The following is a 16,173-nucleotide window of genomic DNA, read 5'->3' on the forward strand; positions in this document are numbered from 1 at the left end:
CGGCGAGAGCCGCTTGCAGAATAACGAGGCAACCATGACGATTAACCTAAAGATGCCCGACCTCACGGAGCTCAAGCCGAGGATCACAGTCTTCGGCGTCGGCGGTGCCGGCGGCAACGCCGTCAACAACATGATCCAGTCCGGCCTGCAGGGCGTCGAGTTCGTCGTGGCGAACACGGATGCGCAGGCCTTGGCCTCCTCGCGGGCCGAACGCATCATTCAGATGGGCGTTGCGGTGACCGAGGGCCTCGGTGCCGGCTCGCAGCCGGAAGTCGGCCGCGCGGCCGCCGAGGAAGTGATCGACGAGATCAACGATCATCTCGCCGGCAGCCACATGGTGTTCATCACCTGCGGCATGGGTGGCGGTACAGGCACCGGCGCGGCGCCGGTGATTGCCCGCGCAGCCCGCGAGCATGGCATCCTCACCGTCGGCGTCACCACCAAGCCCTTCCAGTTCGAAGGTGCCCGGCGCATGAAGATCGCCGACGCCGGCATCAAGGAACTGCAGGCCTCGGTCGATACGCTGATCTGCATCCCCAACCAGAACCTGTTCCGCATCGCCAACGAGCGGACCACCTTCGCCGACGCCTTTGCGATGGCCGACCAGGTGCTCTACTCGGGCGTTGCCTGCATCACCGACCTGATGGTCAAGGAAGGCCTGATCAACCTCGACTTCGCCGACGTCCGCTCGATCATGCGCGGCATGGGCAAGGCGATGATGGGCACCGGCGAGGCTTCCGGCGAGAAGCGCGCCATTCAGGCGGCCGAGGCGGCGATTGCCAACCCGCTGCTCGATGAAGTGTCGATGCAGGGGGCCCAGGGCCTGCTGATCTCGATCACCGGCGGCAAGGACTTGACGCTGTTCGAGGTGGATGAGGCGGCGACGCGCATCCGCGAGGAAGTGGACTCCGAAGCCAACATCATCCTCGGCGCCACCTTCGACGACAGCATGGAAGGCATGATCCGCGTGTCGGTCGTGGCCACCGGCATCGAGCCGGAGCTGGTCCAGCAGGACGCGATCGTTCGCAATTCGAGCGCCGACGCTGTCGGTCGCGCCGCGCCGACCCGGCCGGTTCAGGTGACAACCTCCGCTGCCGCCGCTGTCGCGGCACAGGAGGTGCGTCAGCCTTTTAGCCAGCCGGCCGTGCGCCCGGCGGTGATCCGCGAGGCCGTCCCGGCCGCGTCGATCGCCCCTGCGCCCGCGCCGGTTCCGAGCTACACCCAGGCTGCCGCCGCCGCCGCTCAGGTCGCATCCCTCGAAGCCCTCGAAGAAGCCCTGGCTCTGCCCGAAGCTTACATCGAGCCCGAACCGATGCGCTCTGTGACGACCCCGCATGACCCGCGCGTGTCGATCGAACCCTACGAACCGGCGATGAACCACTACGACGCCCCCGCTGCCCAGCCGCAGCAGGTGCGGGTTGCCGAGCCGGTGCCCATGCAGCAGCCCTACGTGCCGCCGGTCGCCGAGCGTCCGTCGGCTGCTGTCCAGCGCAGCCGCGTGCCGTCGATCGACGAGTTCCCGCCGATCGCTCAGCGCCAGGCCGCCGCCTCGGTGCAGGTGCATCCGGAAGACCACGATGGCGAGCGTCGTCCGCTCGGCCTTCTCCGTCGTCTGGCCACCGTCGGCCTTGGCCGTCGCGAGGAAGAGGCACAGGCTGAAGCGCCGCGCGCCGCCCCGCAGCCGGCCGTGCGTCCGTCGGCCGCCAGCGAGTTCGTGAAGCGCCCGGCCGCCGCGCCGGCCCAGGGGGCCGCCGGTCGTCTCGACCTGCAGGGCCGCATGGCGCCGCAGCCAGCACCGCGCGCTGCCGACGACGATATGGAGATCCCGGCCTTCCTGCGCCGCAAGTGATCTCCGGACAGTCCTAGACATAACGGGCCCGCGAAGGCGACTTCGCGGGCCCGCTGCTATTTGGCTGATGGCGGAAACACTGTCAGAGGAAGGCGAGCCGCAGCAGCGCGGCTGTGGCGACGCCGGCCACGACCGTGGCGATCAGCGGCAGCCTCAGCGCGAGGACCAGTACCGCCAGGCCGGCCACCGCCTCGATGGGGCCGGACATGACGATCGGCGCGATGACGGCGACCAGCACGGCCGGTGGCAGTGCATCCAGGGCGACGCGAACGGGGCCGGACTTCGGCAGCCGGTCGGCGATCAGGAAGCCGAGGATACGCGTCATGTAGGTGAGGACGCCCATGGCCAGAATGGCCGCGAAATTGACGGGATCGATGGTCATCGCGTCGCCTCTCCAAGGCTGTCGAGTGTCTCGGCGGGCGCCTCGCGCGGCGCGGTGATGACGGCGGCGGCGATCCCGGCGAGTGCGCCGGCGATCACGTACCAGGCGCCGGGCACGGTGGCATGGACGGCGACGGCCGCGACGGCGCTCGCCACCAGAACCGGGCCGGTGCGGCGGGCGCCTTTCCAGAAGCCAAGCGCTAGAGCGATGAAGATGGCAGGGAAGGCGAAGTCGAGACCGAAAGCCTCGGGATGTTTCAGATAGGCGCCGAACACCGTGCCGAGCACCGAGGCGACCTGCCAGAAGACGAACATGGTCAGCGCCACGGTGAAGTAGAAGGTACGGCTGATCGGCCTATCGACGGCGCGGCGTTCGCTGAGAGCCCAGCTTTCGTCGGTCAGCAGGAAGGCCGCCAGGTAGCGCCAGCGGCCGAAATGGGCGATTTTGCCCGATAGCGAAGCGCCCATCAGCGTGTGGCGGAGGTTGACGAGCAGCGCCATCAACGCCAGAGCGGCGACCGGCGTCGGCGTGCTCCACAGGCCGACGGCGATCAACTGCGAGGAGCCGGCGAAAACGATCGACGACATGGCCAGCATCTCGGCCGGCGTCAGCCCCTTCTCGGTTGCCTGTTGGCCGAGGATGAGAGCGAAGGGCACGGCGGCGGCGACGGTCGGAAAGACCGCGATCAGGCCGGCCCGGAAGTCCGCGAAAGGTGTTGTCATGACCAGCTTCCATTAGGTCAATATTGCTGACATTTATAGGTCAGTGCTTATGACCTGGTTCGCGAAGGCTGTCCACCCGAAAACCGCAATATGTGAAAAAACAGTCGGCCAGAACCGCAACAATCCTAAACGACTTGATCGCTGGTGATACGCGTTACGCCAGCGGCGGCCATGTCGGCCCAGGCACGCTTGAGCGAGCCGGACAGGTCGATGGCGCGGCAGGCATCCTCGATTACCGATACGCGAAAGCCGCTTCCCGCTGCGTCGAGGGCGGTCCAGGCGACGCAATAGTCGGTGGCAAGGCCAACGACGTGTACCTCTTCGACGCCGCGTTCCCTCAGATAGCCGGCAAGACCGGTCAGCGTCTCGCGGTCGGCCTCGCGAAAGGCCGAATAGCTGTCGACGCCGTGATGCCACCCCTTGCGGATGACGAGTTGGGCGGGTGTGACGTTGAGATCGGGATGGAGGTCGGCGCCCGACGTGCCCTGGATGCAGTGGTCTGGCCACAGCACCTGTGTGCCATAGGGCATTTCGGTGGTGTCGAACGGCTCGCGGCCGTGATGGGCGGAAGCAAACGAGGCGTGCCCCCTGGGGTGCCAGTCCTGGGTGACCACAATCTGCTCGTAGCGCGACACCAGCGCGTTGATCACTGGTACGACGGCGTGGCCGCCGCCGACCGCTAGCGCGCCGCCGGGACAGAAGTCGTTCTGGACGTCGACGACGATGAGAGCGGTGGTGGGCGAAGGCATGGCGCGACTCCGAGCAGGCTGTTCGGAGCCAATTTATTGCATTCGCGTGAGTGCGCGGCAAGCGCGGGGCGCGACCGTCATGGGTTATCCGGCCATTGCAAGGATTTCATCATGGGCTGGCCAGCCAGCTTGTCCCAAAGTTCCCGATCGCTTGCGTCCTCGTATCCCATCGCCAGATAGAAGCGATGAGCGGTGCGGGTGCTGGTCAGCGTGCTCCGGGCCAATCCCAAACCACGAAGATAGGCTTCAAGCGACCCCAGGATCGATTTGCTCACGCCCTTGAAGCGCGCCTCCGGCGCCACATAGTTCAAGATGATTTCGCCGCCGCGGGAAGCACCGCCGACACCGAGGATGCTCCCATTTTCTTCCGCAAGAACAATGTATCGATCGGCCGCTTCGATCCATGAGCGGACGTTTTCCCGGGTCTTGTTGTTGAGCCATTGCTGAAGCGCATGCTCGTCCCCCGCGTGGTCAAGGACGCAGAGATCCCGGATGGATCTACGTAGAACCGAAGCGACCTCCTCGGCGTCTTCCACGCCAGCGGATCGGACCAACATGCCGGGACATCCCTCTGAAGCACCTTTATGCTTCTCAATGATATCGCGGCCTCGCACGGAATGCCTAACTGGGAAATCAGGTGGCGATGCCGACATCTTGACGGGAGCGCCTATGTCGCTCGATCGCCTATCGGGGTAAGATATTCGCCCTATCAGGGTATAAGGGCTAACAGGATGGACGTTCAGGTCACCACCCATGACAATGCGCTTGGCGCCTTCCTGCGTGACCGGCGCTGTCGGCTGGATGCCGCCGCCTTTGGCCTACCGATGACGCGGCGCCGGACGCCTGGCCTCCGGCGCGAGGAGGTGGCGCAGCGGGCCAATGTGTCCGTGACTTGGTATACTTGGCTGGAGCAAGGCCGGGGTGGGGCGCCGTCGGCCGATGTTCTCGACCGCATCGCCCGGGCATTGATGCTGACCGACGTCGAGCGCGAGCATCTGTTTTTGCTCGGCTTGGGTCGCCCGCCAGAGGTGCGCTATCGCGAGAACGACGATGGAGTATCACCGCGCCTGCAGCGGGTGCTCGACGCCCTGGAGCTTAGCCCGGCCATCATCAAGACTGCGACTTGGGACATCGTTGCCTGGAACCGCGCCGCCGCCGTGGTGCTCGGCAACTATGCCGCACGGGCACCGCGCGAGCGCAATGTACTGCGTATGATGTTTTGCGATCCCTCGGTGCGGGCACGACAGCACGATTGGGAAAGCGTCGCCCGCTTCGTCGTCGCCACCTTCCGGGCCGATGCGGTGCGGGCGGGAGCGGCGGCCAACGTCGAGGCACTGGTCGATGAGCTCAGCCGTACCAGCCCGGAGTTCGCGGCGATGTGGCGGGAGAAGGAAGTCGGCCAGCACAGCGGGGGCACCAAGATGCTGCATCACCCGACGGCCGGCCTTATGGCCCTCGAATTTTCGGCCTTCACCGTCGATGGTCGGCCCGATCTTTCCATGGTGATCTACAACCCGGCGACGCCCGAGGTCGCAGCGGAAGTGCGAAAGCTGATCGACGCCGCCGGGGCTTAGCTCCGTTTGCGCGCCGCTCCAGGAATGCGGTTCAAAACGCGGTCCGCAGCCGTGGGCTTAAGGCGGCCTGAGCTGCAATTTTTAATATAGCCGGGTCCCGGCTCACTCTATGCTTTGGAGTGTGGGCGGGTTGTTAGATCTGTTGGCGGTCAGATTTTACTGAACGCAACCATTCCGCCCATATTCCGGCGATAAACCCCAAAATTGTAAGTCGAAACAGAACCGAACCAGCGCAATTGACCGTTGATAAATTACATATTCTATAGACTATTATTCACAATTCCGGTCTGAATTCGCAAGGCGCTTCCTCGTCGCGGGAAGTGCGCATTGGTAGCGTTTGCCATCAAATTCGGCGAGCGCGTTCATGGCGAAGCAGGCCATGCGGGGAGTGCCGAGACCAACGATAACGACGGATGGTAACAGTCGCGATGCTGGCCGCAGGCAATCTGATTTCTCTCGACCTCGGCAGTTCCGGCGGGCGCTTGCATCTCGGGGATCTTTCGGCGGAGGGCCGCCTTTCGATCGAGCAGGTTGCCGCTTTCCATAACGGTCCCGTTCAGCTCGGTCGTCGCTGGTATTGGGATATCCTGCAAGTGTGGTCGTCGCTCGGCGAAGCCCTTTCCACGCTCGCCGGAAGGCTCGATGGCCCGGCGACACTCGGTATCGACAGCTTCGGGGTCGATTATCTTCTGACCGACAGCGGCGACCATATCGTGGCCGGCCCCCGTCACATGCGCGATCCGCGAACGCGCGACCGTGTCGGGGCGGCCTACGCCGAGGTGTCGCGTGACGAGCTCTACCGTCGTACCGGCAGCATGGAAATCGAGATTAACACGCTTTTTCAGCTGCTTGCCGATCGGCGCGACCAACCTTGGCTTTCGGACGTGGCCGACAGCCTGTATCTGGTGCCCGACTATCTCGGTCATCTTCTGACAGGGCGTCGCTACAGCGAGATTTCCATCGCCTCAACGACCGAGCTGGTCGATCCGCGCCGACGCGACTGGGATAGAGAACTGATCGCTCGCTTCGGCCTTTCGCCACGCCTTTTTCCGCCGGTGCTGGAAAGCGGCACCGTCGTCGGCCCGGTCAGTCCGTCGGAGGCGCGCCGTTTCGGGTTTGCCAACCCCGTCGATGTGGTTGCCGTCGCCAGCCACGATACGGCGTCCGCCGCCGCCGCAGTGCCGCATGACAAGGCTTCCGCCGCGGCCTTCATCAGTCTGGGCACATGGTCGCTGATCGGCCGGGAACGGCCGGAACCGGACCTATCCGCGCTGTCGTTGCGCTTGAACTTCACCAATGAATGCGGGGTTGCCGGCCGCACGGTGCACCACAAGATCCAAGCTGGCTTGTGGCTGGCCCAAGAGGTGCGCCGTATTGTCGGGCGCGACGATCCGAACCTCGATTTCGCAGCCTTCGAAGCGGCAGCCGCCACTCGGTCGCCGCTGGGGTTCGTCTTCGAGGCCGATGCTCCTGAATTTCGCGATCCCCCCGACATGGTGGCGGCCATTGGCGGCTGGTTCGTCGAGCGCGGACTGCCGGTGCCGGAAAGCCTGGCCGACCTCGCCCGCGCCATCTACGACAGTCTGGCCCTTTCCTACGTCGACACCATCGCCGACATCGAGCGGCTGACCGGCGACCGGGTGGAGGTGATCCATGTGGTCGGCGGTGGCGCCGCCATCCCGACCCTGCTTCAGGCCATCGCCGACGCCACCGGCCGCCGCGTGGTGGCCGGTCCGGTCGAGGCGACGGTGATCGGCAATATCATCGCCCAATTGGTCGCTCGCCGGACGATCGCCGATTTCGAGGCCGGGCGCGCGCTCGTCGCAGGTTCGTTCCGCCTTTCGACCTACACGCCGTCGCGCCACGACGCCTGGCAAGACGCCCACCGCCTTCTCGCCGGCCGCGCATTTTCGCTGCCACCCAGGCGAGCTGTTGCCAACTGAGAAAGAACCGCAAGTGATCAACCTCATCAGAAGAACTCTTCTCGCCGCTGCCGCCACCGCCGTTGTGACAGCGCTTTGCGCCGGAACGCCAGCCTTTGCCGCTGACAAGCCAACGATCGCCGTGGTGGTCAAGATCACCGGTATTCCCTGGTTCAACCGGTTCGAGACGGGCGTCACCAAGGCGGCCAAGGAGCTAGGTGTCGACGCTTACCAAGTCGGCCCCACCGCCGCAGATCCCGCACAGCAGGTCAAGCTGATCGAAGACCTGATCGCCAAGAAGGTCGATGCTATCGCCGTGGTTCCTGACGACGCCAACGTGCTGGCGCCGGTGCTCAAGCGTGCCCAGGAGGCCGGTATTGTCGTGGTGACTCATGAATCGCCCGGTCAGCAGGGGGCTGCCTGGGATCTGGAGACCATCGACAACACGGAATTTGCGACCGCCGTCTTCCAGAAGCTCGCCGATCTCACCGGCGGCAAGGGCAAGTTCGCCCTGGTGGTCGGCTCGCTGACGGTGCCGCTGCACAACCAGTGGGCCGACATCGGTCTTGCCTATCTCAAGGAGAAGTATCCCGACCTCACGCCGGTGGCCGACCGCTATCCGGTGGGCGAGAGCCTGGACGACAGCTACCGTACCTCCCAGGAGATCCTGCGCGCCAATCCCGATCTCAAGGGCTTCGTCGCCTTCGGCAGCCAAGGGCCGATCGGCTTTGCCCGCGCCCTCGAACAGCAGGGCAAGACCACCAAGGACGTGGCCAACGTCGGCAACGTGCTGCCCAAGCAGGCGGCGCCCTATCTCAAGAAGAACCTGATCAACGAAGGCTTCCTGTGGGATCCGGCCGATGCCGGCTTCGGCCTCGTCGCCCTTGCCAAGAAGGTGATCGACAAGGAGCCGATCGAGACCGGTACCGAACTGCCGGGTCTCGGCAAGGGCACGGTCGAAGCGGCCGACCATGTGTTGCGCTTCAAGGCAACGCGTACCTTCACCGCCGAGAACGTCGACCAGTTCGACTTCTGAGGCTGTCCGGACCCAACCAAGCCGTCCCGCTGCCCCTTCGGTAGCGGGCGGCGTTTGCGTGGAGAAACGTGACCTTGACTGGCACCGCCACCCGCCTGGAAGTCGACGGCCTCATCAAGTCATTCCAAGGCAATCCCGTGCTGAGGGGCGTCTCGCTGGCACTGACCGGCGGCCGCGTTGCCGCGCTTTCGGGTCTCAACGGCGCCGGTAAAAGCACGCTGATCAAGATCCTGGCCGGCGTCTACCCGGCCGATGGCGGCCAGATCCGCATCGATGGCGTCCCCATCGATCACCGGGGGCCGGGAACCATGCGGCGCGCCGGCATCGAAGTGATCTTTCAGGATTTTGCTCTCTTCCCCAATCTGTCGGTGGCCGAGAACATCGCGTTCTCCGACACCGCCGCCGCTCCCTTCGATCGCAGCCGCCGAAGTCGCGCTCGCCGGCGTGCCAGGGCGGCTCTCGCGCTGATCGGTGCCGGGCTCCACCTTGATGTGGAGGTCGGCGAGCTGCCGATCGCCGAGCGGCAGCTCGTCGCCATTGCCCGGGCGCTCGCCCGCGAGACCCGCTTCCTGATCCTCGATGAGCCGACGGCTTCGCTGACCCGCTCCGAGGCGGGCCGTCTCTTCAAGGTCGTCGAGGGACTTAAGGCTCGTGGCGTCGCCGTGCTGTTCATCAGCCATCGTTATGACGAGGTGGCCACGATCGCCGATGAGGTGTTCGTGTTGCGGGACGGGGCGATCGTCCGGCGCTTCGATCGCGGTGGGGTCAGCGCTGCCGAGCTACACACGGCGATGACCGGCGCGCCGGCGCCCGAAGCCACCCGCTTCAATCTGCCCGATCCAGTCGACGAGCCGGTGCTCGAGGTGACGGGCCTTGCCCGCGATGGACTCTTTGCCGGGGTCGATCTCAGTATCCGGCGCGGCGAAATCGTCGGGCTGACCGGATTGCTCGGTGCTGGAAAGACCGAGCTTGCCGAAGTGCTGTTCGGTCTGGCGCCCGCCGATGCCGGTGAGATCCGCGTCGAGGGCGTTCACAGACGCTTTCGCTCCAACCGCGACGCGATCGCCGCCGGTATTGCCTACCTGCCGGAGGATCGGCTCGGGCTCGGCCTCGTCCTTCCGGCAAGCGTGTCCGACAACATCGCCCTTGCCAGCTATCCGGCGTTGATCGACCGCCTCGGCCTTGTCGACCGGCAACGCAAGGCCAGCCTTGTCCGCCGCTTCGTCGATGGCCTCGGCATCAAGGTGGTGGACGTCGAGGCTCCGATCGCCCGTCTGTCGGGCGGCAACCAGCAACGCGCGGTTCTGGCCAAGTGGCTCGCCACCGAGCCGAAGCTGCTGATCCTCGACTGCCCCACCGTCGGCGTCGACGTCAGTGCCCGCGAGGTGATCTACGAGCTGATCCGCGAGGTGGCCGGCCGGGGTATCGGCGTTCTGATCATTTCGAGCGAAGTGGAAGAGGTTTGGTCGATGTGTCACCGCGTTCATATCATGACGGGCGGTCGCCTGGCGCGGGCCGTCGATACTGGCGGCGGTTGTGTGTCTCTTGCCGAGCTGGAGGCGACAGTCCATGGCTGAGCCGTCGCGGGAGAAGAGCGCCGTCCGCCGCCTTGCCCTGGGCATCGCCCTGTTGGGTGGGATTTCCGCTGTCTGGGTTCCGGGCTTTGCCTCACCCTACAATTGGCTCGACCTCATGTCCTCGTCGAGCATCACGGCGCTGTTCGCGCTCGGCCTGCTGGTGGTGCTGATTGCCGGCGAGCTCGACATTTCCTTCACCGCCGTCGCCTCGATCTCACAGTTTCTCCTGGCCGTGGTGCTTGCCCGGCTGGACATTGGCTGGGTCGGCGCCATCGCACTGTCGGCGCTCGTCGGTCTGCTGCTCGGCCTTGTCAACGGTATCGTCACCACCTGGCTACGCGCGCCGCCGATCATCACCACCATCGCCCTGCTCAATGTTTATGGCGGGCTGCTCGCCCTCATCTCACGGGGCGAGATGCTCTACGATTTTCCGGCGTTTTTCACCGATACGGCCATCGTCCGGGTCGGCGGCTATCCGCTGACGCTGCAGGTGCTGGCGCTGGTGGTGACCGCCGTCATCACCGCCCTCTTGCTGAAGGCGACCAATTTCGGCCACATCCTGCGCGCTGTCGGCGGCAACCGCGACGCCGCCTTGCGGCTCGGCGTCAACGGCGTCATCGTCAACCTCCTGGCCTATGGTTATCTCGGGCTTGTCTCGGGCATCGCCGGTCTTGCGCAGGCCCAGCTTCTGCAGGCGGTGACGCCCGGCTCGCTGATTGGCCGCGAGCTCGACGTGGTCGCAGCCACCATCCTCGGCGGTGCCAGCCTTGCCGGCGGACGTGGCGGTGTGGTCGGCACGCTGCTCGGCGTGCTGTTCATCGCCCTCGTCGGCAACATCCTGGTGCTGAGCGGCGTGTCGCCCTACTGGCACCAGGCGGTGACCGGCGTCATCGTTCTTGCCGCCGTGGCCCCCATCGTCTGGCGCCGTGCCCGTCCGGCTCTCATGGAGGCCGCTTGATGTCTCTCTCGCTTGCCGACACCTCGGCCCGTCATCGGCCACTTGCTCTCGCTGGCGCCGTCCTGCTGTTGGGTGGGCTCCTCGCCGCCAGCCTTGCCGGCGCGGGCCCCTTCCTCAGTTCCGTCGCCTACCAGTTGCCGGAATTCGGCCTGCTGGTGCTGGCCATGGCGCTGCCGTTGATAGCCGGAGGCATCAATCTCGCCATCCTCGCCATAGCCAACCTGTCGGCGGTGGTGGCGGCGCTGGCCTTTGGTGTACTTAGCAGCAGCGCGTGGCTGGCGCCGCTGCCGCTGCTTGCCGGTCTGGCTACCGGCGGCCTGGCCGGCGCCTTGATTGGTCTGCTGGTCGCCTATCTGCGCATAGCGCCGATCATCGCCTCGCTGGGGGCGCTGCTCGTCTATACCGGCGTCGGCATTCTCGTGACCAACGGCGCCGCCGTGACCGGCCTGCCGGCCTTTGTGCCGGCTTTCGCCGGCTACACGGTGGCCGGAATACCGCTGATCGCCGTGGTCTTCCTCGTCGCGGCCGTGTTGGTCGGCGTCCTGCTCGGACGGACGCCGTTCGGCCGCTATCTGTCGGCTGTCGGTTACAACGAGACGGCGACCGCCTATTCCGGTATCGACACCGCCCGAATCCATCTTGTCGTCTATGCGCTGTCCGGCCTGCTCAGTGCCCTTGCCGGCCTCATCATGCTGGCGCGCTTCAATTCGGCCCGCATGGGATACGCGGACAGTTATCTTCTGACAACGCTGCTGGCCGCCGTCCTCGGCGGCGTCGACCCGAACGGTGGTCGCGGGCGTCTTGTGCCGCTACTGGCTGCCATCGTTCTCCTGCAAGTGACCGCGTCGGGCCTCAACCTTGCCGGCGCCAGCCAACACCTCAGCGCCGTCGCCTGGGGGGCTGTTGCTCGCCAAGCTGGCCTACGACCGGCTGCGATCATGACGACGAGTTAGGGCGTTTTCCAAACAAAAAACAAGGACTTAACCATGGTGCGCATACCGCAGATTTCGCCTGAGACCGCCACGCCTGAGCAGTTGACGCTCTGGCGCGAAACCGAAAAGACCCACGCCATCTCCAACATGAAGGCAACGCTGATCCATTCACCTGAGGCGCTGCGCGCCGTACTGGAGTGGTACCCGCTGTTCGCCAAGGTCAAGCTATTCCTGGGCGAGCGCTTGCCGGTGCTGTTCTGTAACGCCATTTCGCGGGCCAATCACTGCCAACTCTGTTCGCTGTTCATGCGGCGCGCCATCGTGTCATGGGGCGAGGATCCCGATCATCTCAAGCTGGATGAGCGCGAGCAAGCGGTCGTCGATTTCGGCCGCCAGTTGGCCGTCGACCCCAACGCGGTTTCCGACGATCTGTTCGCCAAGCTGAAAAAATACTTCTCGGACGCTGAGATCGTCGACCTCACGGCCTTCGGCGCGCTGATGATCGTCAACAACGTCTTCAACAGCGCGCTCAAGGTCGACATCGACACGGCGCTGGATCCCTTCAAAGTCGCGCCGGAAGTTCTGTTTGCGTGAAGCTTTCGCCGCGCGCCTTCTTACCAGACAGGAGGCGCGCGCCGCGACGGGAACGCTTGCCGCTCGCCACTTGCGCGGTGCAACCGGGCAAGCCGGGCTTCACCGTGTCGGGATATTTAGTGGCCCTTGAGCAACCGCTCGGCGGCGGCGCGGGCTTCCTCTGTGATGCGGCTGCCGGCCAGCATGCGGGCGATCTCCTCGCGGCGGTGGCCGTCGGGTAGGCGCGACACCGAGGTGGCGACGCGGGCGCCGTCGTCGACGCTGTCTTTCGCAATCAGGAAGTGGTGGTCGGCGCGGGCAGCCACTTGCGGCGCGTGGGTCACCGAGAGCACCTGAACCTTGCGGGCGAGTCGGGCGAGGCGGGTGCCGATCGCCTCGGCGACCGCGCCACCGACGCCGGTGTCGATCTCGTCGAACACCAATGTCGAGGCCGATCCCTTGTCGGCCAGCGATACCTTGAGGGCGAGCAGGAAGCGGCTGAGCTCGCCGCCGGAAGCCACCTTCATCATTGGCCCAGGCCGGGTGCCGGGGTTGGTCTGCACCCAGAATTCCAGCGTATCGATGCCGTCGGCGGTGCGCGTTTCCGGATCGGCGAGCTGGTTGACGATGAAGCGGGCGCGTTCGAGCTTCAGGGCCGGCAGCTCGGCGGCGACGGCGTCTTCCAACTGGCGGGCGGCTTTCTCGCGGGCGGCGGAAAGCTTGGCGGCGAGACGGTCGTAGGTCGTCCGCGCCGTGGTTGCCGCGCCGGCCAATGCGTTCAAGCGATCCTCGCCGGCGTCGAGGTCAGCAAGGTCGGAGGCCATGCGGGCGGAGAGTGCGCCCAACTCGTCGGGCAGCACCGAATATTTGCGGGCGGCGGCGCGGATGGCGAACAGGCGCTCTTCGGTGCGCTCCAGCTCTGACGGATCGAAGTCGGCGGCGCGGAGGGCCGCCTCAAAGATCGAGCGGGCATCTTCCAGCGCGTCGAGGGCGGTGGAGATCGACTGCAAGGCCGGGCCGGCCAGCGCCGCCACTTCGCCTTTGCGCTCAAGCCGTCGCAACAGGCCGGAGAGTTCCGGCACCGGCGATCCCGAGCCGTTGAGATGGTCGTAGGCTTCGCGCAAGTCGACGGCGACCTTCTCGGCCCGCATCATCTCCTGCCGGCGCTCGGCGAGCGAGGTTTCCTCGCCCGACTCGGGGGCGAGCTTTTGCAATTCCTCGACGGAGGCGCGCAGATAGTCGCCTTCCCGGCGGGCATCGGCGATGCGGCGTTCGAGGTCGGCGAGCGCCTTCTCGGCGTCGCGCCAGGCACGGTGAGCGGTGGCAACGGTCTTAACGTCGGGCTCAAGGCCGCCGAAGGCGTCGATCAGGCCACGGTGGATGGCGGGATCGACCAGGGCCCGGTCGTCGTGCTGGCCGTGGATTTCGACCAACGCGGCGCCGAGCTGACGCAGAAAGTTGGCGGAAACGGTGCGATCGTTGACGAAGGCGCGGGTTCGGCCGTCGGCGGTCTGAACGCGCCGGACGATGACGTCGCCTTCGTCGTCCAGATCGTTCTCCACGAGGAGGGCGCGGGCCGGGTGGCCGACGGCGAGATCGAAAACGGCGGTGACCTGCCCCTGGTCGGCGCCATGCCGCACGAGACCGGCGTCGCCACGCCCGCCGAGGGCGAGCGACAGCGCGTCGAGCAGGATGGACTTGCCGGCGCCGGTCTCGCCGGTCAGCACGGTCAGACCGTCGGAGAAGGCGATCTCAAGCCGCTCGATCAAAACGATGTCGCGGATTGCGAGCGTCTGAAGCATGGTGCCCCGTCAGAGCATGGCGGCTTTGAATGCCTTCGAGATCCACGAGTTGGTGTTCTCGCGCGGCTCAAGACCGTTGGTGGACAGGAGCTTATAGGCATCCTTGTACCAACGGCTGTCAGGATAGTTGTGGCCGAGGACGGCGGCGGCCGTCTGCGCCTCATCGACGAGGCCCATGGCGTAATAGGCTTCCGTCAGGCGCTCCAGCGCTTCCTCGATGTGACGCGTTGTCTGGTATTCCTGCACCACTGTCTTGAAGCGGTTGATGGCGCCGATGTACTGGTCGCGCGTGAGATAAAAGCGACCGACTTCCATTTCCTTGCCGGCGAGCTGGTCCTTGGCGATGTCGAGGCGCTTGCGACCCTCGGCGGCATAGGGGCTGTCGGGGTAACGATCGACCAGTTCCTGCATCGCCTGCATGGCTTGCTGCGTCAGCTTCTGATCGCGGGTGATGTCGGGCATCTGGTTGAAGTAGGACTGCGCGATCATCCACTGCGCATAGGCGGCGTCTTCCGAGCCTGGGTAGAGCGTCAGATAGCGCTGGGCCTGGGTGATGGCCTCGGTGAAGTTGCCGCGCGTATAATTGGTGTAGGTGGTCATGATGAGGGACTTGCGCGCCCATTCCGAATAGGGGTGCTGCTCGTCGACCTCAGCGAATTTCTTGGTGGCGTTCGCGTAGTCGCCCTGCCGCAGGTAAGCGATGCCGGCGTTGTAGGACTGTTCGGCGGGAATCTCCACGAAGGGTGCCAGCGGCTCGTCGGAAGAACAACCGACAAGGGCGGTGGCGCCTCCGAGGAGAACGAGCACGGCGGCGACACGAACGAAACTCTGCCTCATGAAAACCCCATCACCGTACGCAACCGCTCGCGGCCGCCCATCCATCCCAAGCGCACTGCCCGCCGGGCAACCGCCCGAAGCCGTCCGCCCCGCTCCAGCGGTGCGAGTCAGGCTCGCCTCTGACAGGAAGCTCTTTTATCGCAAAGCCGTCGAGGATGCTACGTGCCCGTGATGTTCGGCCACATTAAGGCGGCAAGGTCGCGGTGCACTGCCGAATTCGGAGGAACCCTCAGTCTCGTGAGGGCGCCAGCGCCGCGGCCTGGAGGATGCCGCCCGCCGCTTCGCGGTTCGCCACGGGATCGTGGACGATCTCGAAGGCATCGGTGTCGGCGACGAGCGCCTTGACGGCCATCCAGTTGAGCTTGTGACCGCCCTTGTAGGACCGGAAATGGCCGATGAAGGGCATGCCGATCAGCGACAGGTCGCCGACCGCGTCAAGCGTCTTGTGGCGGGCGAATTCGTCGGACCAGCGCAGACCCTCGGGGTTGAGGATGCGGTCATCGCCGATCGCCACCGAATTTTCCAGCGAGGAGCCGAGGGCGAAGCCCATCTTCCAGAGCTTCTCGACATCGGACATGAAGCCGAAAGTACGGGCGCGGGCGATGTCGCGGGCAAAAGTCCGCGGGCTGAGGTCGAGCACGTAAGCTTGGCGGCCGATCAGCGGGTTGGCGAAATCGATGGTCACGTCGTAGCGGGTGCCATCGAAGGGCAGGAACTCGAGCAGGGCGTCGCCGACCTGGAGGCGCACGGGCTTGACGACGCGCAGCAGCTTGCGCGGCGCGGAGAGGCGACGCAGGCCGGCTTCGGCGATCATCTCGATGAAGGTGGCCGAGCAACCATCGGCGATGGGCATCTCGGGGCCGTCGATTTCCACGATGACATTATCGACGCCCGAAGCTGCAAGTGCCGCCATCAGGTGCTCGATGGTGGCGATGGTGCGGCCGCCGATGCCGATCATGGTGCAGAGTTCGGTGGCCACCACGTTATCGTAACGGGCTGCCATCTCGACCTCTTCGCCATCGGTGCGAATGAAGACGATGCCGCGATCCGCCTCGGCGGGATGCAGAACGATGGTCGCCGGTTTTCCGGAGTGCACGCCGGCACCGGAGAACTGGACGCTTTCGCTGAGGGTGGTCTGCTTGCCGAAGGACGTTCGCATCGAGTGTTTCCAAAAAAGACCGGTGAGCGGGCACAAGCCAAACCGGCACATTTTTCATAAAACACACGCGCGCTTGTCAGGAAAGTCACTCTTTCTTACCG

General features: G+C 65.4%; 15 protein-coding genes. 8 read left to right on the forward strand and 7 right to left on the reverse strand.

The genetic code is table 11. The features are described from left to right. The first annotated feature begins 34 nt into the window (after window positions 1-34). Complete coding sequence (gene ftsZ, locus AB6N07_RS11980) at window positions 35-1,849, forward strand: cell division protein FtsZ (RefSeq protein WP_370678026.1); 1,815 nt, start codon at window positions 35-37, stop codon at window positions 1,847-1,849. Between the two features lie 82 nt (window positions 1,850-1,931). Here ftsZ and AB6N07_RS11985 read toward each other — a convergent pair whose 3' ends face one another. The 4 genes from AB6N07_RS11985 to AB6N07_RS12000 form a co-directional block, all read right to left on the reverse strand. After that, a complete protein-coding gene (locus AB6N07_RS11985) occupies window positions 1,932-2,231 on the reverse strand; it encodes an AzlD family protein (RefSeq protein WP_370678027.1) in 300 nt (99 codons plus the stop codon). Continuing rightward, entirely contained in the window at window positions 2,228-2,953 is a 726-nt protein-coding gene (locus AB6N07_RS11990; protein WP_370678028.1) for an AzlC family ABC transporter permease, read from the reverse strand. The genes AB6N07_RS11985 and AB6N07_RS11990 overlap by 4 nt, the downstream gene beginning before the upstream one ends. 125 nt (window positions 2,954-3,078) lie before the next feature. After that, complete coding sequence (pncA, locus tag AB6N07_RS11995; protein ID WP_370678029.1) at window positions 3,079-3,702, reverse strand: bifunctional nicotinamidase/pyrazinamidase; 624 nt, start codon at window positions 3,700-3,702, stop codon at window positions 3,079-3,081. Between the two features lie 77 nt (window positions 3,703-3,779). Continuing rightward, complete coding sequence (locus tag AB6N07_RS12000) at window positions 3,780-4,259, reverse strand: GNAT family N-acetyltransferase (RefSeq protein ID WP_370678030.1); 480 nt, start codon at window positions 4,257-4,259, stop codon at window positions 3,780-3,782. 174 nt (window positions 4,260-4,433) lie between these two features. On the opposite strand from AB6N07_RS12000, the gene AB6N07_RS12005 reads away from it, so the two are divergent. The 7 genes from AB6N07_RS12005 to AB6N07_RS12035 all read left to right on the forward strand — a co-directional run bounded on the left by AB6N07_RS12005 (window position 4,434) and on the right by AB6N07_RS12035 (window position 12,295). After that, the gene (locus AB6N07_RS12005; RefSeq protein WP_370678031.1) at window positions 4,434-5,276 is read left to right on the forward strand and encodes a helix-turn-helix transcriptional regulator; all 843 of its coding nucleotides are present in this window, start codon (window positions 4,434-4,436) and stop codon (window positions 5,274-5,276) included. Window positions 5,277-5,689: 413 nt separating this feature from the next. Continuing rightward, window positions 5,690-7,219 carry a rhamnulokinase family protein gene (locus AB6N07_RS12010; protein WP_370678032.1) on the forward strand — a complete coding sequence of 510 codons (1,530 nt, stop codon included), beginning with the start codon at window positions 5,690-5,692 and terminating at the stop codon, window positions 7,217-7,219. A 13-nt stretch (window positions 7,220-7,232) separates the two neighbouring features. Then, a complete protein-coding gene (locus AB6N07_RS12015) occupies window positions 7,233-8,234 on the forward strand; it encodes a substrate-binding domain-containing protein (RefSeq protein ID WP_370678033.1) in 1,002 nt (333 codons plus the stop codon). A gap of 74 nt (window positions 8,235-8,308) precedes the next feature. Next, the gene (locus tag AB6N07_RS12020; protein ID WP_370678034.1) at window positions 8,309-9,811 is read left to right on the forward strand and encodes a sugar ABC transporter ATP-binding protein; all 1,503 of its coding nucleotides are present in this window, start codon (window positions 8,309-8,311) and stop codon (window positions 9,809-9,811) included. Beyond that, window positions 9,804-10,769, forward strand: coding sequence for an ABC transporter permease (locus AB6N07_RS12025; RefSeq protein WP_370678035.1), 966 nt, complete (start codon window positions 9,804-9,806; stop codon window positions 10,767-10,769). The genes AB6N07_RS12020 and AB6N07_RS12025 overlap by 8 nt, the downstream gene beginning before the upstream one ends. Further along, a complete protein-coding gene (locus AB6N07_RS12030) occupies window positions 10,769-11,722 on the forward strand; it encodes an ABC transporter permease (RefSeq protein WP_370678036.1) in 954 nt (317 codons plus the stop codon). The genes AB6N07_RS12025 and AB6N07_RS12030 overlap by 1 nt, the downstream gene beginning before the upstream one ends. A 33-nt stretch (window positions 11,723-11,755) precedes the next feature. Then, window positions 11,756-12,295 carry a carboxymuconolactone decarboxylase family protein gene (locus tag AB6N07_RS12035; protein WP_370678037.1) on the forward strand — a complete coding sequence of 180 codons (540 nt, stop codon included), beginning with the start codon at window positions 11,756-11,758 and terminating at the stop codon, window positions 12,293-12,295. 116 nt (window positions 12,296-12,411) lie between these two features. On the opposite strand, the gene recN is transcribed toward AB6N07_RS12035, so the two are convergent. The 3 genes from recN to lpxC form a co-directional block, all read right to left on the reverse strand. Further along, window positions 12,412-14,076 (reverse strand): DNA repair protein RecN, encoded by a 1,665-nt coding sequence (gene recN, locus AB6N07_RS12040; protein WP_370678038.1) that lies wholly within the window; start codon window positions 14,074-14,076, stop codon window positions 12,412-12,414. A 9-nt stretch (window positions 14,077-14,085) separates the two neighbouring features. Further along, a complete protein-coding gene (locus tag AB6N07_RS12045) occupies window positions 14,086-14,913 on the reverse strand; it encodes an outer membrane protein assembly factor BamD (RefSeq protein WP_370678039.1) in 828 nt (275 codons plus the stop codon). A 229-nt stretch (window positions 14,914-15,142) separates the two neighbouring features. Then, window positions 15,143-16,072, reverse strand: a complete 930-nt coding sequence (gene lpxC / locus AB6N07_RS12050; RefSeq protein WP_370678040.1) for a UDP-3-O-acyl-N-acetylglucosamine deacetylase — start codon at window positions 16,070-16,072, stop codon at window positions 15,143-15,145. Between the last annotated feature and the right edge of the window lie 101 nt (window positions 16,073-16,173).

This window comes from Pleomorphomonas sp. PLEO (assembly GCF_041320595.1).
In the GTDB taxonomy this organism is placed as follows: Bacteria; Pseudomonadota; Alphaproteobacteria; order Rhizobiales; family Pleomorphomonadaceae; genus Pleomorphomonas.